This is a genomic window from Plantactinospora alkalitolerans, from assembly GCF_015690345.1.
Lineage (GTDB): Bacteria > Actinomycetota > Actinomycetes > Mycobacteriales > Micromonosporaceae > Plantactinospora > Plantactinospora alkalitolerans.
The window spans coordinates 1-25,976 of the sequence record NZ_JADPUN010000249.1; the positions used below are offsets into that span (position 1 = coordinate 1).

The window sequence follows — 25,976 nt, forward strand, 5'->3', positions numbered from 1 at the left end:
CGCGACGGCCGGGACCGCCGCCCGTCGACTGCCCCGGACCCTGACCTGGGCCCGGCTGAAGGATCCGGTCGATCCGGTACGGCCCGGCCACGCCCTCGCCGACCGGATCGTCGCCGACCCGGTCGGCTGGCTCACCACCGAACTCGACTTTCTCACCGCCATGATCGCGGTGGCTCGGGACTGTGCCGCCGACCGGGAGGCGATCGTGCTTGCCGAACGGCTCGCGCCGTTCCTCTGGGTACACGGGCACTGGACGAAGTTGCAGGGCGTGCAGCGCCTGGCGCGGCGGTCCGCCGAGCGGATCGGTGACGACCGGACGATCGCGCGTACCGAGTTCCTCAGCGGGGTGCTGCGGATGGCCCGGGGCGACCTGACCGGCGCGGCGCAGCGGTTGGGCAGCGGGCGGACCCGGTTCGAACGGCTTGACGACCGGCACGGACTGGCCTGTCTGCTCAGCGATCAGGCCGTGCTGTACGACTACCAGAACCAGGCCGAGGACGCCGCGCGGACGGCCCGGCGGGCGGCCGAGCTGTTCCGGACCGAGGGCGACCCCCTCGGCGCCCTGCTGGCGGCTCCGGTGCTGTCCGCCGCCTACCGTGGGCTGGGCCGGCTCGACGAGGCACTCGACGTCGACGAGGCGGCGGTGGCCGAGGCCGGCGAGCTGGGTGCCGCCGAGATAGTGACGGCCCGTTGCCTGAACGCCCTCGCGGTGACCCGGCTGCTGCGGGCCGAGCCGTTCCTGGCGTACGCCGCCGCCCAGCGGGCGGTCGACCTGCTCCAGACGGTCGGCGACCGGTACGTGCTGCTGGCGGCGCTGCGTCACCTCGCCTCGGCGGCGGTCTGCCTGGGCCGGCGCGCGGAGGCGGTCCGCCGGCTCCAGCAGAGCCACGAGCTGGCGGTGCAGTTGGGCGACCGGCCGTGGGCCACCGGTCTGGCCCGGGACCTGGCGGTGAGCTGGATCGGTGAGGGGCGGGCGGCGGCGGCCGTCGAGGTGCTGCGGAACTGCGCCGGAACCTTCGAGGAGATGAGCATGCCGGCGGCGCGGGCGGCCACCCTCAACATGCTGGCCCGGGCGTACGACGAGACCGGGGACTCCGACGCCGCGCGGGACGCCCGGTTCTGGGCGGAGATCCTCACCGATCCCCGGGACACCCGCACCCCGGCGCTGGCGAACATCGTGCTGCGGCTCGCCGACGCGACGACCTGCGGTCGCTAGTCCGCGAGCACGACCAGGCGGACGTGCACGATGTCGTCGAGGGCGATCTTCTCTTTCTTGCGCACCGAGTCCCGCAGCGGCAGCACGTAGCCGCCCTCCTTGGGGAACAACGAGGTCCGCCACCGGCTCCGCCCGAGCCGAATCTCGACGGGCACCATGCCCCAGCCGTACGTGACCGCCGACGCCACCCGGCTCACGATGTCGGCGCACTCGGGCGGCACCGTTACAAAGTGGTACGGGGACGGTCCTCGCCATTCCCACACCACGCCCTCGAACTCGCACTCGATCACGACGGCCTCATGCCACGCAGAACTCGTTGCCCTCGGGGTCCTGCATGACAACGTGCCCCAAGGCATCGCCGTACCGCTCCTCCCGGACCACCGTCGCGCCAGCGGCTACCAGTTCGGGCACCCTCTGCCGGATCAGCCGTGCGCGCTCGGCCATGTCCCATGGGCCCGGACCCGCCACCCGGACGTCGACATGCATCCGGTTCTTGGCCGACTTGCCCTCGGGCACCTTCAGGAAGGCAATCGCGGGCCCCTTGCCATCCGGGTCCACGACCGACGCGTTGTCGGGCTCGTCGAAACCAGGCTCCTTGACATATCCGAGGGCGAACGCCCAGAAGGCGGCGAGTCGCTGAGGGTCGTCGGCATCGCACCCCAGGGTCCAGTAAGTCGCCATGGGGCCAACGTACGTGAGCCAGGACGCCACTGTCGTCCCGCACGGCGGGACCGGCCCGCATTCGGAGCCGGTGGTGCCGACGCACTCACCAGGCGGGTGGCCCTGGTCTCCGACACCCTGCTGCTCTCCGAGGGGTGGCGCGGGAAATACCATGAGATCGGGAGGTACCGCTCCGAACTCGATTCGGTGGACCCCGAGGCGCTGGCACATTTCGGCTCGGCCTTCCACCGCCACGACGAGGACTTCTACGGGATCAGGACGCCCGACCTCGCGGCGCTCGGTGGCTGGATCCTGGAGGCGCAACCACTGCTCAGGGCCGGTCTGGTGTGGTACCTGCCGAGCTACTGCACCAGCCGGGAGGAGGTGGTCGGCAGGAAGCGGCCGAACGCCGGCACCCGGGCCGAACAGAGAGAACTCGTCGATTACCTCGTCACCGGACGCAAGGCTGTCGAGGCGTCCGGGGTCAGGCCGGTACAGAGCGAGTGGGTCCGTACAGTCCTGGAGATCGACCTACCTTTCGTCGACGGTGTGAGCCTGTCCGAGTTCCGCTCGATCCGTGACGGCAGGTGGTACTACGTCTGGGCGCTGTCCCGGGCGGCGCGACGGCGAGCCCACCGCTAGCGACCTGCGCCAGTGCGTGACGCCGGCCGGCTCGGGCAACCGACCTGCCCTAACCTCACGGTTTGTCCGTCAGCCCGCACCGGGGGGAAACGTCGTACCCCATCGATAGAGTCGGCAGGTGAACCGTACCGATCGGCTTTACGCCCTGGTGGAAGAGTTGCGGGCGGTCGCACCCAGACCGCGCAACGCACGCTGGCTCGCCGACCGTTTCGAGGTCGACGCGCGCACGATCCGGCGGGACATCGGTGCTCTCCAGGAGTCCGGCGTACCCATCTATCCGGAACTCGGGCGGCGCGGCGGATACGCGCTGGACCGGGCCTACACCCTTCCGCCGGTCAACATCACCCCGCGCGAGGCGATCGCCGCCGCCGTCGCGTTGGAGACGATGGTCGACACGCCGTTCCGCGACGCGGCGCGTTCGGTGCTCTGCAAGATCCTCGCCGTTCTGTCGCGGGCCGACATGGAGGCCGTCCACGAGGTCGCCGACCGGATCCGCCTCACGGCGCCGGAATCGGAGCCCGTACCCGCCCGTCAGGTGCTGCGGACCGCCGGAGACGCGGTGCTGAGCCGGACCGTGCTGTCGATCGAGTACGTCGACCGGCACGGTACGGCGTCCCGCCGGCTCATCGAACCGGTGGAACTGCTCGGCGCGGGCCGCCAGTGGTACCTCGTCGGTTGGTGCCGGCTCCGGCAGGAGGTACGGGGTTTCCGGCTGGACCGGATGCGTCAGGCGGCGGCGACCGACGAGGTCGCGCCACGCCGGGCGATCGATCGGGTCTGGCAGGCCGGACTTGACCTGCCGGCGAGCCGCCTCAAGCTGCCCGGAGGTGCGGATTCCTCGATAAAAGCGGACAGGATGGTGTCCGGGACGCCGTCGAGAATGGTTCTGACGAGATCGGCCCCGCTGCCGAACGACCGGTAGCCGGGCCGGACCACCGCCCACGGGAGGAACTCTCGCGATGACCATCAACACCAACCACAGCTCGGCCCTCGCCCCGGTCGACTTCCGGCCGATGCTCTGGATGAACTGGATGGCGCTGCGCAACGGTGACCCGTCGCTCGTCGGGGAGATCCTCGCTCCCACGGTGGCCGCCCACCTGCCGCCGACCGTCGATGGCCCGGAGGATCTCGACGGGCGGCCGGCGCTGGTTTCCTGGGTGTTGGCGCGGCACGCCGACCGTCCGGCCGCCCGGCTGACCGTCGAGGTCGGTCCCATCATCGGGCCGGATCTGATCGCCGGCCGCTGGACCCGGGCCGACGCCGATGGTCGGGGAGCCGTTGGCGGTCCACATCGGACCTGCGGGAGTACCGCCGGAGTCGACATCATCCGGATCGACGGCGACCGGATCGTCGAGTACTGGGGGCACGACGACAGCGTCCAACTGGAGCGGTGCCTGGCGTACAGCGCCGCGTAGTCGTAACGGGGGGAGCGGGGCGGGGCGGCTGGTCCGCCCCGCCCCGCTCGCGGTCCGGGATCATCGGTGCCGGAACACCTGGCGGCCAGCGAGGATCGGTACGGCCGGTGACGGTCAGGACGGGTACGGCTCCCCCCGATAGGTGCCGAACGACCAGTGGTTGCCCTCCGGATCCCGGACCAGGAAGTCGCGTGAGCCGTAGTCGGTGTCCCGTACCTCCTGGACCAGTTCGGCGCCGGCCGCGACCGCCCGTGCACAGAGCGCGTCCGGGTCCTCCGTGACCACGTAGCCGCCGAAGGTCCCCGGCTGGAGCGGCCACCGGTCCTCCGGATCGTCGCGGACGCTACCCAGCATGATCCCGCCGCCGGGCGGCCAGCGGAGTTGGGCGTGGTGTACGAGGTCACCCTCGGCGCTGACCATGACCTCCTCGAAGCCGAAGGCATCGACGAGGAACCGGATCAGTCCCCGGGCGTCCCGGGCACGGAGCGTGGGCCAGACCTGCGGAGGTGGCGGATCGACTGTCATGCCGTCGAGTCTGTCGCTCCCGGCGGCGGCCGGCTTGGACGTTTCGGAACTACGCGCCCGGACGTCCGGGGAACTCCTCCGGGGCGACCGGATTGTCGGCGGATCGCACCTCCTCGGCGGATCGCACCTCCTCGGCGAGCCAGCGGCTCGGCGGGCAGCCGGCGAAGACCCGGAAGTCCCGGTCGAGATGTGCCTGGTCGTAGTAGCCCGTCGCGGCGGCGATCTCGGCCAGCCCGCCGAACCGGCCGGCCTCGACCCGGCGCTGGAGCAGCCGGCGGGCCCGGTCGAACCGCACCACCCGGGCGGCCCGCTTCGGACTCAACCCGATCTCCACCCCGAAGCACCGGCTCAGGTACCGGGAGCTCCAGCCGATCTCCCGGGCCAGTTCCGACACCGACACGCCGCCGCCGGTTTCCAGCAACCGTCGCCAGGCCCATCCCAGTTCGGCGGGAGGACGGCTCTCGACGTCCAGGCGTCGCAGGAGCAGCCGGTCCAGCACCGCGAACCGCTCGGTCCAGGTCCGGACGGTACGGATCCGTTCGTGGAGTTCCCCGGCGAACGGGCCGAGCAGAGTACCGGCGTCGAGATCGGTGTTGGTCAGTTCGCCGGCCGGCAGACCGAGCAACGTTCGTGCGCCGAGCGGTGACAGCGCCAACTGGATGCCGGACTGGCGCCCGTCGTGTTCGACCAGCGCGGGCGCCGTGTGCAGACCGCCGACGAGAGTGTCGTAGCGGCCCGGTGGGGCGGCCGGGTCCGGATGGGCGGCCAGAACGAGCGGCTCGTCGAGGGTGATGATCATCGTCAGGTACGGCGACGGCAGGCCACGATGCCGGCCCGGCGGAATCCCCACCTCCCGGTATCCGACGTACCTGGCGAGGTACGGGCGCAGCGCCGGAGCCGGCCGGTGCGCGACGAACTGCGAACTCGGCTCGCTCGCCATCCGTCACCTCCTCGGCCGGCGCGACTCCCGGCACTGCCCGAGCCTATGCGGCGGGTGGGCCGATCGGGGGTGCCGGCGTTTGACCGGTGTCTGCCCGGGTAGCCGCCCGGACGTCGGAGGGGGACGGTCGTGCGGATCGGCATCGTCGGCAGCGGCCACGTCGGTGGCACGCTGGCCCGGCTGTTCGGCAAGGCCGGCCACGAGGTGGCGGTGGCCAACTCCCGAGGACCGGAGACGCTTCGCGGCCTGGTCGACGAGCTGGACGGACAGGTGCGCGCGGCCACCGTCGAGGAGGCGGCCCGGTTCGGCGACGTGGTGGTGGTCGCCGTGCCGTTCGGGCGCTACGCCGGGCTGCCCGCCGATCCGCTGTCCGGGAAGATCGTGATCGATGCCGGGAACTACTACCCGGAGCGGGACGGGCACTATCCCGAACTCGACGAGGACCGGACGACCTCCAGCGAACTGCTCCAGCGCCACCTCGGCGGCGCCCGGGTCGTCAAGGCGTTCAACACGATGCGCTGGGACCACCTGCGCGAGTACGGCCGGCAGTCCTCCGCCATGCAGCGGTACGGCATGCCGGTCTCCGGCGACGACGTCGATGCGAAGCGGCGGGTCTCCGACCTGATCGAGCAGATCGGGTTCGAGCCGGTCGATGCCGGCGGACTCGCCGACGGGCGCCGGCAGCAGCCCGGCTCGCCGATCTACGGTGCCGACCTGACCGGCGGCGAACTGCACGAGCGGCTCGGCGCGCCCTGAACATCGGCACGCCCTGCCTGAACATCGGCACGCCCTGCCTGGACATCGGCACGCCCTGCCTGGACCTCGGCACGCCCTGCCTGGACCTCGGCACGCCCTGCCTGGACCTCGGCGCACCCTGAAGCTGGGCCGGCCTACGCGCCGCGTGTCGCCGACGCGTCCGGGTCGTCCCGAGCCACCGGCCCGGAAGCGGAAGCCCGGGGATCGGAGCCGTCCGACCCGTCGGTGGCGTCGGAGTTCCCGTCCGACCCGTCGGCGGCGCCGGGTGCGGCTCCGGACCGGCGATCGGTGGCGATGGTGCTGACCACGTTGTAGATCACCGCCGTGATCGGTACCGAGACGAAGGCGCCGACGATGCCGCCGAGCAGTGTGCCGGCGGTGACCGCGACCAGCACTACCACGGGATGTAGCCGGACCTGTCGTTTCATGATCAGTGGTTCGAGGAGGTTGCCCTCCAGCTGTTGCACCGCGATCACCGCGGCCAGTACGAGCAGGGCGGTGGTCGGCCCCTTGGCGGCGAGCGCGACGAGCACCGCGATGCTGCCGGCGACCGTGGCACCGATGATCGGCACGAAGCCGCCGAGAAAGGTGATCACCGTGAGCGGCAGGGCCAGCGGAACCCGGAGCACGACCAGGGCGATCCCGATGCCGATCGCGTCGATCGCGGCGATCATCATCGTGCCCCGGGTGTAGGCGCCCAACGTACGCCAGCCGGCGCGGCCAGCCAGCTCGGTCCGTCGGCGGGTCCCCTCGGAGGTCCACCCCAGCACCCACCGCCACATCGGGCGGCCGTCCTTCAACAGGAAGAACAGCAGCACCAGGACGAGCAGGAGCCCGCCGGCCGCCTCGGCGACGGTGGCCGCGCCGCTGATCGGGTCGGGTGCGGACTTCTGCAACCCGCTCTGGACCCGCTCGGCCCACTGGTCCAGTTGCTCGCGGGTGACCGGCAGCGCCGAGGTGAGGAAGTCCCGGGTCCGGTCCAGCCCCTGGTCGAGTTGCTGGGCCAGGTCGGAGAACTGGTCGGCGGTCAGCCGCCAGATCAGCAGCACGGCACCGCCGAGCAGACCCAGCAACAGCAGCAGGGCGGCCAGCGCGGCGAGCGCGGGCGGCACCCGGTACCGGCGGAGCCGGCTGGAGATCGGGTCGAGCAGCGCGGCCAGGAACAGGGTGGCGGCGAGCGCGATGGACAGCGGGGCGAGCCGGGTCGCGATCTGCGCGAGGACGTACGCCCCGGCGGTGACGATGAGCAGGCAGGCGCTGGCCAGCACGACCCAGCGCAGTAGCCAGGGGAGACGGTCCAGAGGTCGGCCGTACCCGTTCGACCGGTCGGCCGGCTTGTCCATGTCCGCCTCCTCGACGTCGGCGTCCCCGGGTACCCGGTTGGCGCCCTGGCGACACCTGCCGGCTTGGGCCGATGTCGCCGGTTCGGCGGGTGGTGGCCGGCGCAGGTCCGGATGTCCGGGTCACCGCGTGGCGGTGCCCGGCGGTTGGCGGGGCGTGCGGTGTCGGGTCAGGAGGCGGAGCCGGGCTGCCGTTCCGACCAGCGGCTCTGCGCGGCGCTGAGCCGGCTCGGTGCCGACGCGTTCCGGGTCGACGGCGACTGGTTCCGATTCGGCGTCGGCGAGTTCGCCCCGGGCGCCGAGGAGTTCGTCCCCGGCATCGAGGAGTTCGCCCCCGGCATCGAGGAGTTCGCCCCCGGCATCGAGGAGTTCGCCCCCGGCGTCGGCGAGTTCGCACCGGGCGCCCCGACACTTCGGCTCGGGGTGGGCGCGTTGCGGCGCCGCAACGACCGACGGTAGTAGTCGTCCCGGTGGGCGAACTCGACCGGCAGCGCGCCGGGCAGGTCGATGCCGCGGCGGGGATCGGCGAGGGCCTCGGCGAAGAGTGCCAGCCCGGCCCGGGCGAGCAGTGCGTCCCACTCCGGTGGGGCGAGTTCCACCATGGCCGGGTTGGCGAGTCGGAATCCGGCCACCGCTCGCCGGATGACGGTGGTCAGCCGCCGGAGGTCCGGTGCCGATCCGAGCGGACCTCCGGAGAGTGCGAGGGCGGGCCGGCCGGTGGCCCGGACCGCGTCGCAGACCACGAGCAGATGTTCGGCACCGTCCCGCCAGGGTGCGCCGTCGGTCCCGGTCGTCGACGGGACGATCCGGAGCGCGGACGGCCACTGCCAACGGATCTGGCCGGTCACCACCCGGGTGCCGACCGGACCGGTGCGGCGCCGGTGCCGCGGGTCCGCCCGGAATCCCGGCGCGGGTCCGATGTGGCAGTCCGCGCAGACGTACGTCAGCCGTCGGTCCGTGACCACGACCTCGGCCTGTCGGGGCAGGGTCCAGGCCAGTTCGTCGACACCGCCGCCGGAGGTGAGCAGGTACCCGGCGACCTCGATCTGGTCCTGCCACAACACCTGCTCGTCGGTGTCCAGCTGGAGTCGGCGGCGCCAGTCGAGGCGGGGGAAGTAGGTGTCGTCGGGGTCCGGGTCATCGAAGCGGTAGGGCCGGATGAAGAACGGGGACGCGTTCTCGGTCATTGCGGGGGCCTCCCGTTTCGGGACGTCTTATCCAATAGGCTGGCGGACTTCGGATCGCCTGTCACGACGGTTGTTGGGGGGTCGGACGCTCGGCTGATCCGGGGGGCGACCGATGGGCGATGCCGGGGGGATCTACCGGCGGCGCCGGCACTACGAATCTTCTAGTTTCCTATCTCGTCGGCCCGGACGAGGCCGTCCTCGATCGCCCTGGCGAGCAGTGCGGCCTTGGTCGCCGCAGGCCGACCGGCTCGGGCGTACTTGATGCGGGCCCGGTCGACGTACTGCTTGACGGTGTGTTCGCTGATGTTCATCCGCCGCGCCACGGACGCCTTCGACATGGACTGGAACCAGAGCAGCAGCGCCTCGCGTTCCTTGTCGGACAGTACGGGGCGGCCGGATCGCCGGTCACCGACGATCGCACCGGCCAGCGCCGGAGGCACGTACGGACGATCGCTCGCCGCCGCGAGGACGGTCTGTACGCAGTGTTCCCGTCCCTCGTGCTTGGCCAGGAAGGCGACCGCGCCCGCGTCGAGGACGGCCAGGATGGTGTCGGAGTCGGTGTGCTCGGAGTAGACCACGACCCGCCGTCCGGCGCCGCTGAGCTCGGCGACCTTGTCGATCACCATCCGACCGTGCAGCCGCAGGTCGAGCAGGATCACGTCGGCCGCCGGCTGGCCGGCACCGAGCACCGCGTCCGGGTCCTCGCCCGTCGCGACCACCGCCAATCGGGACTCGGTGGCCAGCCACGAGCGGATTCCCTCGATGACCACGGGGTGGTCGTCGACGATCGCGACCGTGATGCGCGATCCTTCCGGGGTCACGCCCGCCACCGGGTCTGCACCCATACCAGTTCCTCGTTCTCCTCGTAGACGTACTCGATCCTGCCGCCGGACGGGTCACCGCCGGGCCTGCCGATGGTGTCACCGACGCCGCTGGCCGGCTCGGGGGCCATGGCTGACGTGCCGGCCGTGGTCAGACTCACCACGACCTCCTCCGGCTGGCCCACCACGGTCAGCCGGGCCCACCGGGTCGCGGCGGCCAGGGTCGTGGTGAGTGGTTCGGCGAGCTGCCGGCGGATCTCCACCGGAAGCGCCGGAAGGGTGCCCACGGCCACGAAGTCGACAGGTACGCCGTTGCGTTCCACGACGTCGACGCAGGCCCGCAACTCGTGCAGCAGCGGGTCCGGCACGTCGTCGGACTCGGCGATCAGCCGGCGCAGCCGGGACGCCTCCAACGCACACCGTCGCTGGACCACCGGGTCCGCCGGATCCGCCCGCCCTTCGGCCAGTTCGACCAGGATCGCGCCGGCGGTCCGGTCGAGTGCCGCCAACCGGTCCCGGCGGGCCCGGTGGACCCGACCGGCGGCGGCCCGCTCGGTCTCGATCGCCGTCCGGGCGGCTGCCGCGCGGGCGGTACTGCCGGCCAGGGCGCCGAGCAGGTTCACCGCGATCATCATCGCGACGGGCAGTGTCGCGGTGCCGTACACGTACATCGCGTACCGGCTCAGGTCGGCCGGGTCGCCGCCCCGGACGAACAGCACCGCGACCAGCGCGATGGCCGCGCCGACCGCCAGCACCGCGACCAGCGCCGGAATCCGGCGACCCCAGAGCAGGAGTACGACGAACCAGCCGAGCGTGGCCCAGCCGAAGTTCGCGGAGTCGAACAGCGCCGACGCCGGGGTGCTGGCGAAGACCGCCACGTCGACCAGGAGCAGCACCCCGATCAGTGGCCATGCCGGCGCCGGAGTGCCGTACAGCAGGTTCGCGGCGGCGATCAGCCCGACCACGGTGAAGATCAGCCAGCCGGCACCGACGACCCAGGGCCGCCGGTAGTCGGGCCACTGCGCGAGCATGGCCGGAAGGTTGATGACGACGTGCCAACCGAAGGCGATGACGACCGCCGCGATCCGTGGTCCCCGTTCCACGGTGGTGGCGAACGCGCCGGCGGGGTGCCCGGCCAGCTCAGTCGACATCGGACCACTCCAGCCGGATCCGGGTGCCTCGTCCGGGCGCGGAGTCGACCTCGGCCCGGCCGCCGACCGTCGCCATCCGGCCGTGTACGGACTCGCGGATGCCGTAGCGGTGCCGCGGTACCGTCTCCGGATCGAAGCCGGGGCCGTCGTCGAACACCTCGACCGACACCGTGTTGCCGACCCGGGTCAGCCGTACCGAGGTGGTGGCGCCCGGCGCGTGCCGCAGCACATTGGACAGTGCCTCGGCGGCACTGTGCGCCACCGCCTCGGCGACCGGCGCGGGTACCTCGCACGGCTCCAGCGCCACCTGTGCACGCAGCTCCGGCAGCCGGCGCAGGAGTACGCGCAGCCGTTGGTCGAGGGAGACGATCCGACCTCCGCCGAGCGGCTCGGTACCGGGCATCGACCCGTACGCCGGTCCCCGGCTGCCGGCCAGCGCGGCGAGGGTACGCAGGTCGGAGGCGGCCCGGTCGCGTAGCAGCGGCGACTGCCCGGCGACCGCGCCGAGGCCGACCACGGTCAGGGTGGACAGGACGGTGTCGTGCAGGTCCCGGTTCTGCTGGCGTTCGGCCTCCCGGGCCGCTCGCGCGCTCAGGGCCGCTCCGACGGCCTGCTGGTAGCCGGCGAACGCGGCGTCGGCGAGCCGGCTGCTGCGCCGGGCCACGTTGGCGAGGGCGGCGGTGCAGCCGGTCTGCACGGTGAGGGTGACCAGGTGGCCGATCGCCTCGTCGTCGTTGCCGGCGAGGTGCGCGCCCAGGCCGTATGCGGCGGCCACCAGCAGACCGGCCGGCACCGACCAGCCCAGCGGCAGGACGAACTGGGCGACGATGACCGAGGTGCTGGCCTGGATGGCCACCCAGCTCACCTCGCCGGGCAGCACCTCGCTGGCCACCAGGTGCCGGATCAGCAGGCAGGTGCCGACGGTCAGGCCGATGTCGACGGCCATCGCGAGGCCCCGGGCGTTCCGCCACACCATCCAGCCGGCGAACAGCAGTGACCAGCCGGTCAGCAGGGTCACCACGAGGATCAGCAGGGGAGTGGAGACCGGCGGGGTACGCACCGCGAGCGCCGCCACCGCGCAGGCGACTCCGCAGGTCAGCCTGAGCACGGCCGGAAACACCGTGTACACCCAGCCGAGGGCGCTGGCCGCCGGCATCTCCGTGGACAGTGGCGGGGACGGCTCCGTGGACACCGGCCGGGACGACTCGGTGGGCTCCGGGCGGGACGATTCCGTGGGCTCCGGCATTCGGGCAGCGGGCACGACAGACATACGCCCCGACCCTCCCCGTCGAGTCCGTCACAGCAGTGCCACGTCTCCACTACGGCAGAGCCACGCCGAACTGGACCGTACCCCTACATATCGAAGCAGAAGAATAGCAGAGGCATAACGGCCGGTTTCTGGCGGATCGCATCAGGTGACCGGATCCGCGGCCGGTGGAATCAGCTGTGGTCGCCCGGCGGCGGCACCGCGTTGACCGCGAGTCGGTAGACCCAGACCGGGTAGTCGACGTCGGACCGGCCGCCAGCCAGGCCCGGGGTCCGGTTGAGCTGGGCGGCCGGGATCCAGAGCTGACCCGTACCGTCGAGCCACATCGCGTCCCCCCAGACCAGCCGGGGGTCGGCGACCAGCGTCTCGATCCGCCGGTCGAGCCCGATCGTCAGGATCCGGCGGCGGTCGACATCGCTCAGGTAGATCACTCCGGCGGCGTCGATCGCGGTGCCGCCGGTGGTCGGGGTGTCCACCCAGGGCTCGACCCCCTCGGCCACCACCTCGGCCGGGATGGCCGGGTCGTCGAGGCAGCGGGTCTCGATCCGGTGCATCGGCCCCGACGCGGGCTGGTAGTAGAGGTACCGCCCGTCCGGCGAGACTTCCAGTTGGTCGGCGTGGATCCGCAGCTCCTGGCCGTCCGCGTCGAGCAGCATCTCCCCGTCGGCCCGCAGCGGCCGGCGGGCGACGGTGCTGGGATGCCCGTCGAGCAGCCGCCGGCACGTCCCGGTCTCCAGGTCCAGTACGAGCAGACCGGGCGCGCCCGCGTCGGTCAGGTAGCCCATCCGGCCGTTGAAGCGGAGGTCGTCGACGTAGCTGCGGTCCCGGAGCGCCGGAGCGAGATCGTAGATCCGGACGACCGTCGCGGTGTCGGTGTCGACCACGATCAGCCGGGGGCCGCCGGGTACGACCGGCAGGCCGATCCCCGGACTGCCCGCGTCGATGATCCAGAGGTTCCCGTCCGGCCCGATCCGTAGCCCGTTGACGTGTACGAAGGCGCCGTCCGGGTCGTGGTCGTCCCGTACCTCGTTCCATGCCTCGTCGGGGAAGGGGGCGATCCGGCCGTCGGAGACGACCTCCCCGACCTGGACACCGGGGCCGTCGGCGGAGGGGAAACTCACGAACACCCGGCCGTCGCCGGTGGTGGTCACGCCGGTCCAGACCCGGTCCGCGGCGGTCACCGGGCGCAGCCGGGGATCCTCGTCGATGCTGGCGCGCACGTCGCCGAGCCTATCCTCGGGCAACCGGCCAAAACCGCCGTTTCCACCACGTTGCCGCTGATCTGGCCCCGTTCCGCCCGATGCCGACGGCCATTGCGCGGGTCCGGTCGGGGGCGGTCGGGGCGGCGGGACGTCAGAGCAGCGGTTCGAGCAGTCGGTGTGGCCGGCGCAGCGCCTCGGTCACCGGGTCGTCGCGCAGGTCGGACTGGTCGCCCGGTCCTGGGCGTACCTCGACCTCCTCCGGCGGGGCGAGCCGACCGCACCGCCGGCAGGCGCCGGTCGGGTCGAGGAGTTCGTCACAGGCGGCGTGTGCGAACAGCCGCCGGGGGCCGGCGGTCGAGAGGTGCCGCTCGCCCCACTGGACCAGTGGGTAGAAGACGCTCCACAACTCCCGGCCGCGATCGGTCAGCAGGTACTCGTCGCGGGGTGGTGAGTCCGAGTAGCGGTGCCGGCTCAGCACTCCGGCCTCGGTCAGGGTGCGGAGCCGTTCGGCCAGCACCGCCCGGGGGATGTCCAGGTGGGCGAGGAAGTCGGCGTAGCGGCGTACGCCGTAGAAGGCGTCCCGGACCAGGAGCAGCGTCCAGCGTTCGCCCAGCAGCTCCAGCGCGCGGGCGAACGAGCAGTCCTGACGCTCGTAGTTCTTTCCTAGGGCCACGCGTCGATGCTACCCCGCAGTCAGTTCGGTCAGTGAACTTACCTGGTAGGCTGCTGGTTCGCTGATTGAACTTGGAGGTGGAGATGGCGGTGCTGGCGGCCGCGCCCGGCCACCGGGCCGAATCCCGACGGGACCTCGCGACGCTGCTCGTGGTCTGCGCGGGCACCCTGCTGGCCCTGATGACCTACACCGCGCCGATGATCGTGCTGCCACAGACCGCGGCCGGTCTCGGTGCCGGGCCCGGGGCACAGGTCTGGTTGCTCAACGGGATCGCGCTCGGCCTCGCGGCGACGCTGCTGGTCGTCGGGAGCGTCGCGGACAACCACGGCCGGCGACGCGTCTTCGCCGCCGGTACCGCCCTGCTGGCCCTCGGCAGCGTCGGCTGCGCCGTGGCCCAGGAGCCGGTGCTCTTCACCGCAGCCCGGGTGGTCCAGGGCGCCGCGAGCGCGGCGATCATCGCGGCCGGACTCGGACTGCTCGGGCACGCCTTCGGCTCGGGGCCGGCCCGGGCGAAGGCCACCGGCCGCTGGGGTGCCACGCTCGGCGCCGGAATCGCGCTGGGCCCGGTCGCCTCGGCGGGTCTGACCGAGGTTGCCGGCTGGCGGGCGTACTACGTGCTGGCGGCGGTGGCCGCCACCGGCGTCGCGCTGCTCGGCAACCGTACCCTGGCCGAGTCCCGGTCGACCCGGTCGCGCCGGATCGACTGGTCGGGCACCGCGACCCTGGCGGTCGGGTTGACCCTGCTGCTCGTCGCGTTCACCGCCGCGCGGAGCGGCTGGCTGCGGCCCGGCGTCGGAATCCCACTGGCGATCGGCGTACTGCTGCTGGGGGCGTTCGTCCTGGTCGAGCACCGGGGGCGCCAGCCGATGCTGGAACTCGCCCTGTTCCGCTCACCCATGTTCCGGCTCTCCATCCTCGGCGGCCTCAGTACCGGGCTGGCGGTGATCGGCCCGATGAGCTTCCTGCCCACGCTGTTGCAACGGACGATGGGACTGGGTCCGCTGCTGACCGCCGGAGTCTTCGCCGTCTGGGCCGGTACGTCGTTCGTCGTCTCGTTGCAGATGCGTCGGTTCGGTGTCGGCCGGGCGCTGTGGGGGCTGCTCGTGCTCGGTCTGCTGCTCGCGGCGGCCGGTGATCTCGCACTGCTCGGCCTGGTGGCGTCGGGCACCTGGCTGCGGGCGTTACCCGGACTCTTCGTGGCCGGCATCGGCAGCGGCGTGTTGAACGCGACGCTGGCCAGGTTGGCGGTCGAGAGCGTGCCGTCCGACCACATCGCGATGGGATCCGGCGCCAGCAACACCGCCCGGTACGTCGGTTCGGCGCTCGGGCTGGCCCTGGTCGTCTCCGTCGCGTCCGGCGGCGTTCGGCTCGGCGACCCGGCCGACGTGGCGATGGGCGCGGGCGCGGTCCTCGCCGTACTCGGTGCCGTCCTCGCCGCCACCCAGCGCGGCCGCGAGGCGGTACCCGCGCCCTGAACCCGGGTTCGGGCGATGAGGGTTGCCGGCGGTCTACGGTTGCGGGTATGCCTGTTCCGCCGCACATAGCCCGGCTGCGGGCCGCCGTCGGGTCCGAGTTGCTGCTTCTTCCCTCCGCCTCGGTGCTGCCGGTGGACGAGGCGGACCGGCTGCTGCTGGTACGGCATCGCGGACACCACGACGGGTGGGGGCTGGTGGGCGGTGCGGTCGAGTTCGGAGAGTCGCCCGCCGAGGCGGCCGTCCGGGAAGCCCGTGAGGAGATCGGGGTCGAGATCCGGTTGCGTCGACTCCTCGACGTGCTGGGTGGCCGGGACTACGAGGTCAGCTATCCGCACGGCGACCGGGTCGCGTACGTCACCGCCGTGTACGAGGCCGAGATCGTCGCCGGGACCCCGCTGGCCGATGGCGACGAACTCAGCGAGGTGCGCTGGTTCGACCGGCGGGAGTTGTTCGACCTGCCGCTGAGCCGCTTCGCCGGAGCCGTGCTCCGGGCCACCGGTCAACTCGGGGCCACCGGTCAACTCCGGGACGGAACGCCGGACTCCACCTGACCGGCCGTCCCGGGCGCCAGGTCCGGCATTTCCGGCGTTTCGCGCCATCGTCTCGGGCACGATGACCAGGTGGATCTCGCAACGGCCGGAAAGCCCGCATGTCGCCGGCTGGCCGGCGCCGGCTGACGGGCGGCCGGGTTGGACGGCCTCGTCGACACCCTCGCCGCCCTCTCCGGCTGGCCCGCGCTGCTGGTGGTCGGCGCCCTCGCCTTCGGGGAGTCCGCCGCGTTCATCGGGTTGTTCCTACCGGGCGAGACCGCCCTGCTGCTCGGCGGCGCGCTCGCCGCCACCGGCCATGTCAACCTTCCGGCGATGGTCATCGTCTCGACCGTCGCCGCCATCGCCGGTGACAGCGTCGGATACGAGATCGGCCGGTGGACCGGCGACCCGCTGCGACGCAGTCGGCCCGGCCGCTGGGTGGGCGAGCGGCGCTGGGCCCGCGCGGAGCAGTTCATCGCCCGGCACGGACCGCTGGCGGTACTGCTCGGCCGGTGGGTCGGGGTGCTACGGACCCTCGTACCGGCGCTGGCCGGAATGAACCGGATGCCGTACCGGCGGTTCCTGCTCTTCAACGCTCTCGGCGGCGCGGCCTGGGCGACCACCGTCGTTCTGCTCGGGTATCTGGCCGGAGCCTCCTGGCGCCGGCTGGAGGACCATGTCGGCGAGGCCGGCGCCGGCGTCGCCGCACTTGTGGTGACCGGACTGGTGGTCTGGTGGGCGATCCGCCGGCACCGACGTCACCGGGACGCACGGCGGTAGCGCGACAGACGGGTCAGCGGACGCCGACCGGAACATTGCTGATCATTGCCAGCAACTCCTGTGCGCGTTGGGCCCGGTCGATGTCCTCGCGCTGGATGCGCTCGATGAACTGCCGGATGTCGTCGTGACCCTCGGCGTCGCTCTTGTACTGCTCGTACACCTGACCGCCCTTGAGGGCGTGGTACTGGATCGAGACCAGGTCGTAGACGATGTTGTCGGCGTGGCCGTGGATCTTACCCATGCTGGTTCCCCTTCCTTGAGCGTTCGCTCCGGCTACCCCTTTCCACGGGCGTTAGGCCCGACGCCGTGCAGGTCAGTCCCCGGGTCAGGGGTCAGTCCGGGTGCCAGGGGTCAGGGGTCAGTCCGCGTGTGGCCAGGGCGCGGCGGCCACCACCGTTCCGTACAACAGGTGGTCGGCGAGCAGGGCCAGTTGCTCCCGGACCCCGTGCCGGCGCTGGTCGATGCCGAGAACCGGGGAGACACCGGCCTCGAACACGGCCCAGAAGGCGAAGCCGTACACCGGGCCGATCCAGCTCTGCCGGCGGATCCGCCGGGGCAGCAGCCCGAACAGCACCCCGCCGGCGGCGCCGTAGGTCCAGTGGACGAGTTCGACCAGGGCCTGGCGTCGACCTACCGGCACCCGCCGGAACAGGTTCGGCGCGGTCTGCAGCAGCACCGACTCGGGTGGGGTCCGCTGTACGAGTTCCAGGGCGGTGGTCACCTGGCGGAAGCCGGACATGGCCATCGCGGCGACCCCGCCACGGGCGCCGCCGCGCACCACCGCTGACGCGACGCCGTGCCGCCGTCCTGGGTCGGTCACCTCGACTCCTTCCCCCGCCGGCGACTCCCCGCCGCGCTCGTGCCAGGGCTACCCCGGGGCGGGGCCGGGAAACCGCACCCGGTCGGCGCCCTGCCCCAGCCGGGGGCGGTGCGAGGGACCGGCGTCCGGCCTCTCGCACCGCCCCGGACGATCAGGGGCGGGTGCCCGACCAGGTGGGGCCGGCGGCTGGGACGGACAACGTGTCCCGGTCCACGGCGGTCGGCCGCTCCGGTGGTGCCAGGGCTCCGCAGGCGGCGCCGACCGGAGGGAGCCTCCGGTCGATCAGATACCTGTCGACGTGGCCGACGGTGCAGGGCGTACGCAGGTAGGCGCCGTGTCCGGCGCCCTCGTAGCTGACGAGCCGACCCTTACGGCCCAGCTGCTCGGCGGCGTTCACCGCCCAGCGGTGCGGGGTGGCCGGATCGTGACGGGAATTGATCAGTAACAACGGCACTGAGGTGCCGACCCGCAGCCGGTGCTGCGGGCTGTGCACCTCGCCGTCCCAACCGGCGCAGAACATCGCCGGCTCGATCGCGCCCGCCGCCACCCGCAGATGGGGAGCGGCTGCCCTGGACAGGTCCAGGTACCGGGTCAGTTCGGCGAGGCCCTTCACGGGCAGCGACCAGTCCTGGCAGAACACCGGGAAGGGGTGCTGGATCGTCTCATCGGTCACGGACGGGCCGGACGCCTTCGCCGTGGCTGGTCCCGGAAGCGCCGCCCCGGCCCCGAGTGTCGTCGACGCACCGCCGGTGGGCGGCGGTGTCGACCTGTCGAGGACGTCCAGCCATCCGGCCAGACCGGGCCAGTCGGGCCCGTAGAGGTAGCGGAACGTCCTGCCGCTCAGGTCGAACCACGACAGCTCGGTGCCGCGCCCCGGATCGACCAAGGTACCGGCCTCGGCCCTGCGCATCAGGTCGTCGTAGCCGGCACCGACGTCCCGGCCATGCAGCGCGCAGGACCTGGCCCGGCCGCACCACGCGACGAACTCGTCGAACGAGTCCTCGACACTGGCCGCCTGGTCGCGCAGGAACGCCGTGGTCCCCACGCTGTGGTCCATGACGCTGTCCAGCGCCATCGCCCGGATCCGGTCCGGAAAACGCTCCGCGTACGCCTGGCCGAGCAGCGTGCCGTAGGACACGCCGTAGAAACTGATCCGCCGCTCGCCGAGAGCGGCCCGGACGGCGTCCACGTCGCGCGCCACACTTCCCGTGTCGAGGTGGTCGAACAGCGGGCCGGTGCGTGACCGGCAGTCGTCGTAGAGCCGCTGGCTGAAGGCGGTCCACCGGGCGTACCCCGCCTCGTCGGCCGGTACGGGAAGAGGTTGCTGGGCGAGTAGCGAGCTGGAGCAGACCGCTGGGTTGCTCCGGGCCACGCCGCGGGCGTCGAAGCCGATGACGTCGAACCGTCGGAGGATCTCCGGGCTGAGGTGCTGACCGGCTTTGGCGACGTGATCAACCCCGGACAGGCCGGGGCCGCCTGTGCCGAACACCAGCGGGCCGATTCGGGCCCGGGGATCGCCCGCGGCCCGCCTGGTTATCGCCAGCGGAAAGGTCGCCCCATTCGGTCGATCCCAGTCGATCGGCAGGTCGAGTGTGGCGCACCGGAGGCCGGCCTCGTTCGGATGATCGGGACAGGCCGTCCAGTCGACGGAATGGGCCCGCCAACCGTTCGGTCCGATCTGGGCCGCCCGACTGGTTCCGTCGCCGACGGAGGCGGCCGCCGCGGCGGTGGAACCGAGCAGGACCACGACGACTGTTCCCACGCCGACCGCAACCCGGATTGGTATTCGCATGAAGGGGCAACTCCATTCCATGATGGATGAGCTGCCGCACATTCGAGCACGGACCTGGCCCGGTGAGAGGGAACCGCCACCGGTGCCGGGGTGATCTCCGGGATGACCCTGAGCATGGCGCTCCGACTGCTGGGAGGTCTCCCTTACGACGCGCCGGCACGCCGACGAAGGGTGCGGAGGACCGTTCTGGTCCTCCGCACCCGGGCCGTACGTGGGTGTCGCGTGGGTCAGCTGGCGGTACAGGTAGGCGTCATTCCCGTTCCGCTGCCGGAGCCCTGGAAACCGAACTCGGTCGACTGTCCGGCGGCGATCCGGCCGTTGTAGGCCACGTTGGTGAAGGAGACCGCGCCACTGTTGCCGCTGCGTTGGGCGTTCCAGGCGTTGGTGACCGTGGCGCCGGACGGCAGCGTCATGCCCACCGACCAGCCGTTGGTGCCCGACGAGCCGGCTGTCACCCGTACCGTGGCCACGAAACCGCCGGTCCAGGAGTTCAGCGACACCGAGGCCGTACAGCCGGTGGTGCCGCCGGGCGTGGTCGTCGGTGGGTTGGTCGGGGGGTTGGTCGGGTTGCCGGTCGGTCCGCTGGTCGGCGGGGTCGTCGGCGGCAGGGTGGGCGTGGTGCCGTCGTTCAGGGCGGAGAGCACCGAGTCGTACGCGGCCTTCTTGTTGCCGTTGCCGTCGAAGAGCAGCGGGGTGCCGCTGGCCCGCCACGAGTCGGTGTCCCGGATGCCCCAGACGGTGATCCCGTTGCAACGCGCGACGGCGAGGCAGTCGTTGACCACGTTGCGGTAGGCGTTCGCCTGGGTGCTGCCGGAGCCCTCGATGTCGAGTTCGGTGATCTGTACGTCGACGCCGAGCGCGGCGAAGCTGGACAGCGTGGTCCGGTAGTTGCTCGGGTACGGGGACCCGCTGTTGAAGTGGGACTGGAAGCCGACGCAGTCGATCGGCACGCCGCGGGACTTGAAGTCCTGGACCATCCGGTAGACGGCCTGGGTCTTGGCCCAGCTCCAGTTGTCCGTGTTGTAGTCGTTGTAGCAGAGCTTGGCGTTCGGGTCGGCGGCGTCCGCGGCCCGGAAGGCGGCCTCGATCCAGTCGTTGCCGGTGCGCTGGAGGTTGGAGTCCCGTCGCGCACCGCTGTTGCCGTCGTCGAACGCCTCGTTCACGACGTCCCAGGCAACGACCTGACCCCGGAAGTGGGTGGCGACCTGGGTGATGTGGTTGATCATGGCGTTACGCAGGGCGCTGCCGCTCATGTTCTGCATCCAGCCCGGTTGCTGCTGGTGCCAGGCCAGGGTGTGGCCGCGGACCTGCATGTTCCGGCTGCGCGCGTGGCTGACGAGCCGGTCGGCATTGGTGTAGTTGAACTGGTTCTGGTTCGGCTCGAGAGCGTCCTGCTTCATCTCGTTCTCGGCCGTCACGCTGTTGAACTCGCGGTTCAGGATCGTGGTGTACGCGCTGTCGTTGAGCTTGTTCACGGCCACCGCCGTGCCGAAGTAACGGCCTCGCTCCGCCGCCGACGCACCGAGCGTCGTCGCGGCGTTGGCGGAGGGGGCGAAGGTGATCGCCACACCGGCGGCGAGGACGCCGACCGCGAGCGAGACCAGCGCGGTGCGCGGTCCTCGTCTCGCCATCGGGCGCCATCTGTCGTGGACGGTTTCGCTACTCATGGCTTGTTGCCTCTCGGTTCCTGATGCTGATGGTGGGGTGTGTATCGAGCTACCGCCCGCCGTGGGAACGGCTCGGCAGGCGGTGTCCGCGGTCGTGGCCGTCGGTACAGCCATGGCGTGGCCCGGCACCCGGCGCCGACCGCCGGAGCGGTGTCCGGCTTGAGGTGGGTACCTTACCGTCTGACATCGACAGCTTTCGATTCTGAAATGTTAACGGAAACATTCCGAAACTTCAATGAGAGACACTCTAGCCGCATCGATGCATCGCGGTATGTCTATGGGCCTGGCGAAACTCGTACCGTTTCGCACCCCGGCACTCAATGCCTGGTCAGGCCCTGTCGGTAACCAAAAATCACGATCATGTTGACGGAGTGTGACTCGGCGAAACTTTCCGAAAACACTGCACATCGGCGGTCATCGGTCCACCATGGGCGAACAGCGGTATAGGACCAGGAAAGGCGCCGAGCCAGCCAGGTCGAGCCGACCACTGCTCTGCTCGGCGGCCGCCGAGCAGGCATCGCAGGAATGCCCTTTCCGGCTCGTTTGCCCACCAGGTCGATCCCCCCGGCGGTCGGCTGCCCGCCCCGGTCAGGGTTCCTCGAACTCCAGGACCGGTCGAACCTCGATCTTGCCGTTCAACGCGCCGGGACAGCGGGCGGCCCACTCGACCGCCGAGTCGAGGTCGGGCAGGTCGACCAGGTAGTAGCCGCCGAGGATCTCGCGGGTCTCGGCGAATGGTCCGTCCGTCACGGTACGGGTGCCGTCCGCGCCGACCCGCACCGTGGTCGCGGTCCCGGTCCCCTGGAGCGCGTTGCTGACGATCAGCGCCCCGACATCGTCGAGCGCCTTGTCGTACGCCCAGTAGGCATCGATCTCCGCCTGGTCGGAGTCCGGCGCGGTCGCGTCGAGGTAGACCAGGAACATGTACCTCATGTCGATTCCTCCGTATCGTTCCATTGCCGCCGCACAGGATGACGACGAGCGGTGCCGCTGGATCGGACGACTCCGGCACTCGGACTTCCTGGCCCCGACACTGATTCTTCCGCATCGCCGGCCCGAACCCGGTCGAGGAGATGCGGCGGCTCCGCCCGGCACGACGACGGCCCGTCGACCCGATCGAGTGCCGGCGCGCGTACCGTGAGGTGGGCTTCGACGGGGTGTCACGCCCCCGCCACGTGCCCACGGTGGACGGTGACACCGACGACCGTCGGAGCACGGAACGGGGAGTGGTGAGATGCGGATAGCGGTGACCGGCGGCGCAGGGAAGGTCGGGCAGGCCGTGGTCCGGCTGGCGTTGGCCGAGGGGCACACGGTCGTGGAGATCGACCGACCGGCGGTCGCGGCTGCCGCCGCCGAGCCACCGCCCAACCTGGTACGCCGGCCCGCCGACGTCACCGCGTATCCCGAACTGCTGCGGGCGCTGGCCGGTTGCGAGGCCCTCGTGCACCTCGCCGCCCATCCGAAGCCGTGGGACCAGGCGGACCATGTGGTGCACAACGAGAACGTGACCGCCAGCTACAACGCACTGCGGGCCGCCGTCGAACTCGGGATCGGGCGGATCTGTCTGGCCTCCAGCGTCAACGCCATCGGCGGCGGATACAGCCGGAACCCCCGCTTCGACTACTTCCCACTGGACGAGCGGCACCCCAGCTACAACGAGGATCCGTACAGCCTGTCGAAGTGGATCGTGGAGGCCCAGGCGGACAACTTCGCCCGCCGGTACGACAACCTGACGATCGCGAGTCTGCGTCTTCACGCCGTCCTGGCCACCCTGCCGGTGAGTCCGCCGAACCGGGTGCACTCCGACTTCGCCATCCGGGACCTGTGGGGTTACACCCTGTCCCGGCCGGCGGCCCGGGCCTGCCTGCTCGCCCTCACCGCCGGCTTCACCGGCCACGAGGTCTTCTACGTCGTGGCCCCGCGGACCCGGCACCCCAGGCCCACCGTGGAGCTGTGCCGGGAGCACTATCCGGAGGTGCCGATCCGGGCTGACCTGCCAGGCAACCAGGGATTGTTCGACTGCACGAAAGCCGAACGGCTGCTCGGCTGGAGCCACGACGAGCGCGGCCCGGTTCGCTGATCACCGGGCCGGCGCCTGGTGCACCGACAGTTCCAGTTTCCTTGACAACATCTCTTGTCGGTGACACGCTGGGACCATGCACGACATCGCAGTGATCGAGGACCCTGCGGCGGCCGAGGCGTCGTTGGACCCGATGCGGGCCCGCCTGCTCGCCGAACTCGCCGAGCCCGCATCGGCAACGATGCTCGCCGCCCGGGTCGGGCTGGCCCGACAGAAGGTCAACTACCACCTTCGGGCGCTGGAGCAGCACGGGCTGATCGAGCTGGTCGAGGAGCGACGCAAGGGCAACGTCACCGAGCGGGTGATGCGGGCCACCGCCGCGTCGTACGTCATCTCGCCGATCGCCCTCTCCGCCGTCCGGCCGCTGTCGGCCCAGCCGCCGGACCGGCTGTCGGCGCGCTGGCTGCTGGCGGTCGCCGCCCGACTCGTCCAGGACGTCGGCTCCCTGATCACCGGCGCGGACCGGGCCAAGAAGCGGGTCGCGACGTTCGCGATCGACGCCCAGGTGCGGTTCGCCTCCGCGACCGACCGGGCCGCCTTCGCCGAGGAACTGGCCGCGACGCTCAGCACCCTGGTCGGCAGGTACCACGACGAGTCGGCGCCGGGTGGCCGCGAGCACCGGGTGGTGATCGCCCTGCACCCGAACGTCGCCCCCGGCACCGACAACAGCGCACCGACCGACTAGCACCCGACGACCGAGCAGCACCCGACGACCGACTAGCACCCGACGACCGAACAGCATCCGACGAACGGCGGGCAGCCGACGACCGAGCAGCACCCGACGAACGAGCAGCACCGGACGCCGGGTCGGCGCCGCCGAAGATACGAAACTGGAGAAAGTCACAGTGCGACAGAAGTTCGAGATGCACAAGGACATCGAGCTGGAGGCGACTCCGGAGCAGGTGTGGGAGGCCATCGCCACCGGCCCCGGCATCGACTCCTGGTTCATGGGCCACACCGAGGTGACGCCGGGCGAGGGGAGCCGGGGCAGTTTCAGCATGGCCGGCTACACCGAGCAGACGACGGTGACCGGATGGGAGCCGGCCAAGCGGTTCGCATTCCGCTCCGACCCCGGGCCGGACGGGACCTTCATGGCCATGGAATACCTCATCGAGGGACGTGACCAGGGCAGCACCGTACTACGCCTGGTGCAGAGCGGAGTCCTCGGCGACAACTGGGAGACCGAGTACGAGGCGATGCAGGCCGGCTGGACCATGTACCTGTCCACCCTGGCGGCGTACCTGACGCACTTTCCCGGCCGGTCCGGCGCGCCGGTCGCCGCGTTCCGACCCGGTGCCGGCGACCCCGACCAGGTATGGGCGGCCGTGACCTCGGCGTTCGGCATCTCCGGCACTCTCGCCGAGGGCACTTCGGCCCGGCTCCACGTCGACGGGCTGCCGCCGATCGACGGCGTGGTCGACCTCGCCTGCCTGCCCACCTACTTCGGGGTGCGCACCTCCGACGCGCTCTACCGGTTCCTCCACTCCGGAACGGACCGGGGCAACGCCCTGGTGCTCGGCCACCACCTCTTCGCCGACGACCAGGATCCGGCGCAGGCCGAGCAGGCCTGGCAGGAGTGGGTCACCCGCCTGCCGATCGGCTGACGCCAGCCGGAACCGGCCCGTCCGCCCCGCGCGGAAGGGCCGGTTCCGACCGCCGGGACCCGGCGCACTCGCCACCGGGACCGGTGCCGTCCCCCCAGGGACGCGTCAGGGTCGTACACCGGTTGGAGTACCGAATCCGACTTCCTCCGGCGGACGACCCGACCCATCCGGCCTGCATAACGTCCCGGCATGACCGAAAGACCTCTGCTCTGGTCCGGGATCGTCGTGGCGATGGTCGGACTCGCCTTCAACCTCGGCCTGTTCTTCGTTCCGCTCGGGGTGTGGCTGGACGACCCCGGGTTCGTGTCGATGCCCGAGGCGCTGTTCGGCTGGTGGGTGATCGGCATCGGCGTCGTACTGGTGGTGCTGGGTCGGCGGCGGCGGAGCCGGCGATGAACACCCGGCGACGTACCGTGCTGCGATGGCTCGCCGCCACCGGCGTCCTGGTCCTGGCCCCGGCCACGGGAATCGGCGGCTACCTGTGGGCGGAGACCGGACGCGGCAACCTCGGAACGCTGTCGTTCCGCAACCGCCTGCCGATCCCGCCGCTGCTTCCCCCGACCGTCGACGCGGACGGCCGGAAACGGTTCCGGCTCGCCCTCACCGCCGGCCGTACCGAACTGCTTCCCGGCACCAGCACCGCGACCTGGGGGGCCAACGGATCGATCCTCGGGCCGACCCTCCGGGTCCGCCGCGGCGACCGGGTGGCGGTCGACGTCGCGAACGACCTGCCCGAGAGCACGTCCGTGCACTGGCACGGCATGCACCTGCCGGCGGTGATGGACGGCGGGCCGCACCAGCCGATCACACCGGGCGGAGTCTGGCGGCCGTACTGGACCGTGGAGCAGCGCGCGGCGACCCTCTGGTACCACCCGCACCTGCACCGGAGCACGGCCGCACACGTCTACCGGGGCATCGCCGGGCTGTTCCTGGTGGACGACGACGAGACCGACGCGCTGCCGCTGCCGAACCGGTACGGCATCGACGACATCCCGCTGATCCTCCAGGACCGGAAGTTCCACGGCGACGGCTCGCTCGACATGTCCGACCTCGGCTTCGGTGGGCTCGCCGTCACCGGGCTGCTCGGCGACCGGATCCTGGTCAACGGCGGCTACGACCCGTACCTCGACGTCACCACCGATCTTGTCCGGTTCCGGCTGCTCAACGGCGCGAACGCCCGGATCTTCTCGGTCGGCTTCACCGACGACCGGGAGTTCCTCCTGGTGGCCACCGAGGCCGGACTGCGGGAGACGCCGCTGCCCACGCGCCGGCTGATGCTGTCGCCCGGCGAGCGCGCCGAGATCGTCGTACCGTTCCGGGCCGCCGAGGAGGTCGTGCTGCGGAGCTTTCCACCACCGCTCGGCGGGAACCGGCTCACCCGACGGCTGGCCGGTGGCGACGACACCTTCGACCTGGTGAAGATCGTGCCGGCC

Annotated in this window: 29 protein-coding genes; 13 read left to right on the forward strand and 16 right to left on the reverse strand. The window is 71.5% G+C overall.

Annotated elements, in window-relative coordinates; genetic code table 11:
• Positions 1-1,216 (forward strand): hypothetical protein (locus tag I0C86_RS27990; protein WP_196204292.1); only part of this gene is annotated, 1,216 nt, incomplete at its 5' end.
• Here the strand turns inward: I0C86_RS27990 and I0C86_RS27995 are convergent.
• Both I0C86_RS27995 and I0C86_RS28000 read right to left on the reverse strand, forming a co-directional pair.
• A complete protein-coding gene (locus I0C86_RS27995) occupies positions 1,213-1,506 on the reverse strand; it encodes a DUF1905 domain-containing protein (protein ID WP_323373882.1) in 294 nt (97 codons plus the stop codon). The genes I0C86_RS27990 and I0C86_RS27995 overlap by 4 nt on opposite strands.
• Positions 1,507-1,513: 7 nt before the next feature.
• Positions 1,514-1,897, reverse strand: a complete 384-nt coding sequence (locus tag I0C86_RS28000; protein ID WP_196204293.1) for a VOC family protein — start codon at positions 1,895-1,897, stop codon at positions 1,514-1,516.
• 96 nt (positions 1,898-1,993) lie between these two features.
• On the opposite strand from I0C86_RS28000, the gene I0C86_RS28005 reads away from it, so the two are divergent.
• From I0C86_RS28005 to I0C86_RS28015, 3 genes are all read left to right on the forward strand, one after another.
• Positions 1,994-2,518, forward strand: a complete 525-nt coding sequence (locus tag I0C86_RS28005) for a hypothetical protein (RefSeq protein WP_196204294.1) — start codon at positions 1,994-1,996, stop codon at positions 2,516-2,518.
• 118 nt (positions 2,519-2,636) lie between these two features.
• Positions 2,637-3,440: a helix-turn-helix transcriptional regulator gene (locus I0C86_RS28010; protein WP_196204295.1), complete on the forward strand. Its 804-nt coding sequence runs from the start codon at positions 2,637-2,639 to the stop codon at positions 3,438-3,440.
• Between the two features lie 37 nt (positions 3,441-3,477).
• A complete protein-coding gene (locus I0C86_RS28015) occupies positions 3,478-3,933 on the forward strand; it encodes a nuclear transport factor 2 family protein (RefSeq protein ID WP_196204296.1) in 456 nt (151 codons plus the stop codon).
• A gap of 114 nt (positions 3,934-4,047) precedes the next feature.
• Here I0C86_RS28015 and I0C86_RS28020 read toward each other — a convergent pair whose 3' ends face one another.
• Both I0C86_RS28020 and I0C86_RS28025 read right to left on the reverse strand, forming a co-directional pair.
• The gene (locus I0C86_RS28020; protein WP_196204297.1) at positions 4,048-4,458 is read right to left on the reverse strand and encodes a VOC family protein; all 411 of its coding nucleotides are present in this window, start codon (positions 4,456-4,458) and stop codon (positions 4,048-4,050) included.
• A gap of 49 nt (positions 4,459-4,507) precedes the next feature.
• Complete coding sequence (locus I0C86_RS28025) at positions 4,508-5,398, reverse strand: helix-turn-helix domain-containing protein (RefSeq protein ID WP_196204298.1); 891 nt, start codon at positions 5,396-5,398, stop codon at positions 4,508-4,510.
• A 129-nt stretch (positions 5,399-5,527) separates the two neighbouring features.
• Between I0C86_RS28025 and I0C86_RS28030 the strand changes: the two genes are divergently transcribed.
• Positions 5,528-6,154 carry an NADPH-dependent F420 reductase gene (locus tag I0C86_RS28030; protein WP_196204299.1) on the forward strand — a complete coding sequence of 209 codons (627 nt, stop codon included), beginning with the start codon at positions 5,528-5,530 and terminating at the stop codon, positions 6,152-6,154.
• A gap of 134 nt (positions 6,155-6,288) precedes the next feature.
• Here I0C86_RS28030 and I0C86_RS28035 read toward each other — a convergent pair whose 3' ends face one another.
• From I0C86_RS28035 to I0C86_RS28065, 7 genes are all read right to left on the reverse strand, one after another.
• Positions 6,289-7,497, reverse strand: a complete 1,209-nt coding sequence (locus tag I0C86_RS28035) for an AI-2E family transporter (RefSeq protein WP_196204300.1) — start codon at positions 7,495-7,497, stop codon at positions 6,289-6,291.
• 167 nt (positions 7,498-7,664) lie between these two features.
• Positions 7,665-8,681, reverse strand: a complete 1,017-nt coding sequence (locus tag I0C86_RS28040; protein ID WP_196204301.1) for a hypothetical protein — start codon at positions 8,679-8,681, stop codon at positions 7,665-7,667.
• A gap of 161 nt (positions 8,682-8,842) precedes the next feature.
• On the reverse strand, positions 8,843-9,526 hold the full coding sequence (locus I0C86_RS28045) for a response regulator (protein WP_196204302.1): 684 nt from the start codon (positions 9,524-9,526) through the stop codon (positions 8,843-8,845).
• Complete coding sequence (locus I0C86_RS28050; protein ID WP_196204303.1) at positions 9,499-10,653, reverse strand: hypothetical protein; 1,155 nt, start codon at positions 10,651-10,653, stop codon at positions 9,499-9,501. Before I0C86_RS28050 ends, I0C86_RS28045 begins: the two co-directional genes overlap by 28 nt.
• A complete protein-coding gene (locus I0C86_RS28055; protein WP_230394916.1) occupies positions 10,643-11,899 on the reverse strand; it encodes a sensor histidine kinase in 1,257 nt (418 codons plus the stop codon). The genes I0C86_RS28050 and I0C86_RS28055 overlap by 11 nt, the downstream gene beginning before the upstream one ends.
• 194 nt (positions 11,900-12,093) lie before the next feature.
• A complete protein-coding gene (locus I0C86_RS28060; protein ID WP_196204304.1) occupies positions 12,094-13,140 on the reverse strand; it encodes an L-dopachrome tautomerase-related protein in 1,047 nt (348 codons plus the stop codon).
• A gap of 133 nt (positions 13,141-13,273) precedes the next feature.
• Positions 13,274-13,795 carry a winged helix-turn-helix transcriptional regulator gene (locus I0C86_RS28065; RefSeq protein ID WP_196204305.1) on the reverse strand — a complete coding sequence of 174 codons (522 nt, stop codon included), beginning with the start codon at positions 13,793-13,795 and terminating at the stop codon, positions 13,274-13,276.
• A 65-nt stretch (positions 13,796-13,860) separates the two neighbouring features.
• On the opposite strand from I0C86_RS28065, the gene I0C86_RS28070 reads away from it, so the two are divergent.
• The 3 genes from I0C86_RS28070 (at position 13,861) to I0C86_RS28080 (ending at position 16,580) form a co-directional block, all read left to right on the forward strand.
• On the forward strand, positions 13,861-15,270 hold the full coding sequence (locus I0C86_RS28070; RefSeq protein ID WP_230394917.1) for an MFS transporter: 1,410 nt from the start codon (positions 13,861-13,863) through the stop codon (positions 15,268-15,270).
• 47 nt (positions 15,271-15,317) lie between these two features.
• A complete protein-coding gene (locus I0C86_RS28075; RefSeq protein ID WP_196204306.1) occupies positions 15,318-15,821 on the forward strand; it encodes an NUDIX domain-containing protein in 504 nt (167 codons plus the stop codon).
• Between the two features lie 138 nt (positions 15,822-15,959).
• Positions 15,960-16,580, forward strand: a complete 621-nt coding sequence (locus I0C86_RS28080) for a DedA family protein (protein ID WP_196204307.1) — start codon at positions 15,960-15,962, stop codon at positions 16,578-16,580.
• A 13-nt stretch (positions 16,581-16,593) separates the two neighbouring features.
• Here I0C86_RS28080 and I0C86_RS28085 read toward each other — a convergent pair whose 3' ends face one another.
• The 5 genes from I0C86_RS28085 to I0C86_RS28105 all read right to left on the reverse strand — a co-directional run bounded on the left by I0C86_RS28085 (position 16,594) and on the right by I0C86_RS28105 (position 21,792).
• A complete protein-coding gene (locus tag I0C86_RS28085) occupies positions 16,594-16,821 on the reverse strand; it encodes a hypothetical protein (RefSeq protein ID WP_196204308.1) in 228 nt (75 codons plus the stop codon).
• 117 nt (positions 16,822-16,938) lie between these two features.
• Entirely contained in the window at positions 16,939-17,400 is a 462-nt protein-coding gene (locus I0C86_RS28090) for a hypothetical protein (RefSeq protein ID WP_196204309.1), read from the reverse strand.
• A 151-nt stretch (positions 17,401-17,551) separates the two neighbouring features.
• On the reverse strand, positions 17,552-19,192 hold the full coding sequence (locus tag I0C86_RS28095; RefSeq protein ID WP_196204310.1) for an alpha/beta hydrolase: 1,641 nt from the start codon (positions 19,190-19,192) through the stop codon (positions 17,552-17,554).
• Positions 19,193-19,419: 227 nt separating this feature from the next.
• Positions 19,420-20,823, reverse strand: a complete 1,404-nt coding sequence (locus I0C86_RS28100; RefSeq protein WP_196204311.1) for an endo-1,4-beta-xylanase — start codon at positions 20,821-20,823, stop codon at positions 19,420-19,422.
• A gap of 624 nt (positions 20,824-21,447) precedes the next feature.
• Entirely contained in the window at positions 21,448-21,792 is a 345-nt protein-coding gene (locus tag I0C86_RS28105; RefSeq protein ID WP_196204312.1) for a YciI family protein, read from the reverse strand.
• Between the two features lie 301 nt (positions 21,793-22,093).
• Here I0C86_RS28105 and I0C86_RS28110 point away from each other — a divergent pair, with 301 nt between their 5' ends.
• From I0C86_RS28110 to I0C86_RS28130, 5 genes are all read left to right on the forward strand, one after another.
• Entirely contained in the window at positions 22,094-22,939 is an 846-nt protein-coding gene (locus I0C86_RS28110) for an NAD-dependent epimerase/dehydratase family protein (protein WP_196204313.1), read from the forward strand.
• Positions 22,940-23,015: 76 nt separating this feature from the next.
• Positions 23,016-23,624, forward strand: a complete 609-nt coding sequence (locus I0C86_RS28115) for an ArsR/SmtB family transcription factor (RefSeq protein WP_196204314.1) — start codon at positions 23,016-23,018, stop codon at positions 23,622-23,624.
• Between the two features lie 160 nt (positions 23,625-23,784).
• A complete protein-coding gene (locus tag I0C86_RS28120; protein WP_323373883.1) occupies positions 23,785-24,543 on the forward strand; it encodes an SRPBCC family protein in 759 nt (252 codons plus the stop codon).
• A gap of 189 nt (positions 24,544-24,732) precedes the next feature.
• On the forward strand, positions 24,733-24,939 hold the full coding sequence (locus I0C86_RS28125; RefSeq protein ID WP_196204315.1) for a hypothetical protein: 207 nt from the start codon (positions 24,733-24,735) through the stop codon (positions 24,937-24,939).
• Positions 24,936-25,976 (forward strand): multicopper oxidase family protein (locus I0C86_RS28130; protein ID WP_196204316.1); only part of this gene is annotated, 1,041 nt, incomplete at its 3' end. The genes I0C86_RS28125 and I0C86_RS28130, both read left to right, overlap by 4 nt.

Bases quoted from the DNA above. Each gene is read 5' to 3' on its own strand.
- I0C86_RS28000 (WP_196204293.1), bottom strand. From the start codon at position 1,897: ATGGCGACTTACTGGACCCTGGGGTGCGATGCCGACGACCCTCAGCGA.
- I0C86_RS28015 (WP_196204296.1), top strand. From the start codon at position 3,478: ATGACCATCAACACCAACCACAGCTCGGCCCTCGCCCCGGTCGACTTC.
- I0C86_RS28020 (WP_196204297.1), bottom strand. From the start codon at position 4,458: ATGACAGTCGATCCGCCACCTCCGCAGGTCTGGCCCACGCTCCGTGCC.
- I0C86_RS28025 (WP_196204298.1), bottom strand. From the start codon at position 5,398: ATGGCGAGCGAGCCGAGTTCGCAGTTCGTCGCGCACCGGCCGGCTCCG.
- I0C86_RS28035 (WP_196204300.1), bottom strand. From the start codon at position 7,497: ATGGACAAGCCGGCCGACCGGTCGAACGGGTACGGCCGACCTCTGGAC.
- I0C86_RS28040 (WP_196204301.1), bottom strand. From the start codon at position 8,681: ATGACCGAGAACGCGTCCCCGTTCTTCATCCGGCCCTACCGCTTCGAT.
- I0C86_RS28045 (WP_196204302.1), bottom strand. From the start codon at position 9,526: ATGGGTGCAGACCCGGTGGCGGGCGTGACCCCGGAAGGATCGCGCATC.
- I0C86_RS28050 (WP_196204303.1), bottom strand. From the start codon at position 10,653: ATGTCGACTGAGCTGGCCGGGCACCCCGCCGGCGCGTTCGCCACCACC.
- I0C86_RS28055 (WP_230394916.1), bottom strand. From the start codon at position 11,899: ATGCCGGAGCCCACGGAATCGTCCCGCCCGGAGCCCACCGAGTCGTCC.
- I0C86_RS28075 (WP_196204306.1), top strand. From the start codon at position 15,318: ATGCCTGTTCCGCCGCACATAGCCCGGCTGCGGGCCGCCGTCGGGTCC.
- I0C86_RS28085 (WP_196204308.1), bottom strand. From the start codon at position 16,821: ATGGGTAAGATCCACGGCCACGCCGACAACATCGTCTACGACCTGGTC.
- I0C86_RS28095 (WP_196204310.1), bottom strand. From the start codon at position 19,192: ATGCGAATACCAATCCGGGTTGCGGTCGGCGTGGGAACAGTCGTCGTG.
- I0C86_RS28100 (WP_196204311.1), bottom strand. From the start codon at position 20,823: ATGGCGAGACGAGGACCGCGCACCGCGCTGGTCTCGCTCGCGGTCGGC.
- I0C86_RS28105 (WP_196204312.1), bottom strand. From the start codon at position 21,792: ATGAGGTACATGTTCCTGGTCTACCTCGACGCGACCGCGCCGGACTCC.
- I0C86_RS28110 (WP_196204313.1), top strand. From the start codon at position 22,094: ATGCGGATAGCGGTGACCGGCGGCGCAGGGAAGGTCGGGCAGGCCGTG.
- I0C86_RS28115 (WP_196204314.1), top strand. From the start codon at position 23,016: ATGCACGACATCGCAGTGATCGAGGACCCTGCGGCGGCCGAGGCGTCG.
- I0C86_RS28125 (WP_196204315.1), top strand. From the start codon at position 24,733: ATGACCGAAAGACCTCTGCTCTGGTCCGGGATCGTCGTGGCGATGGTC.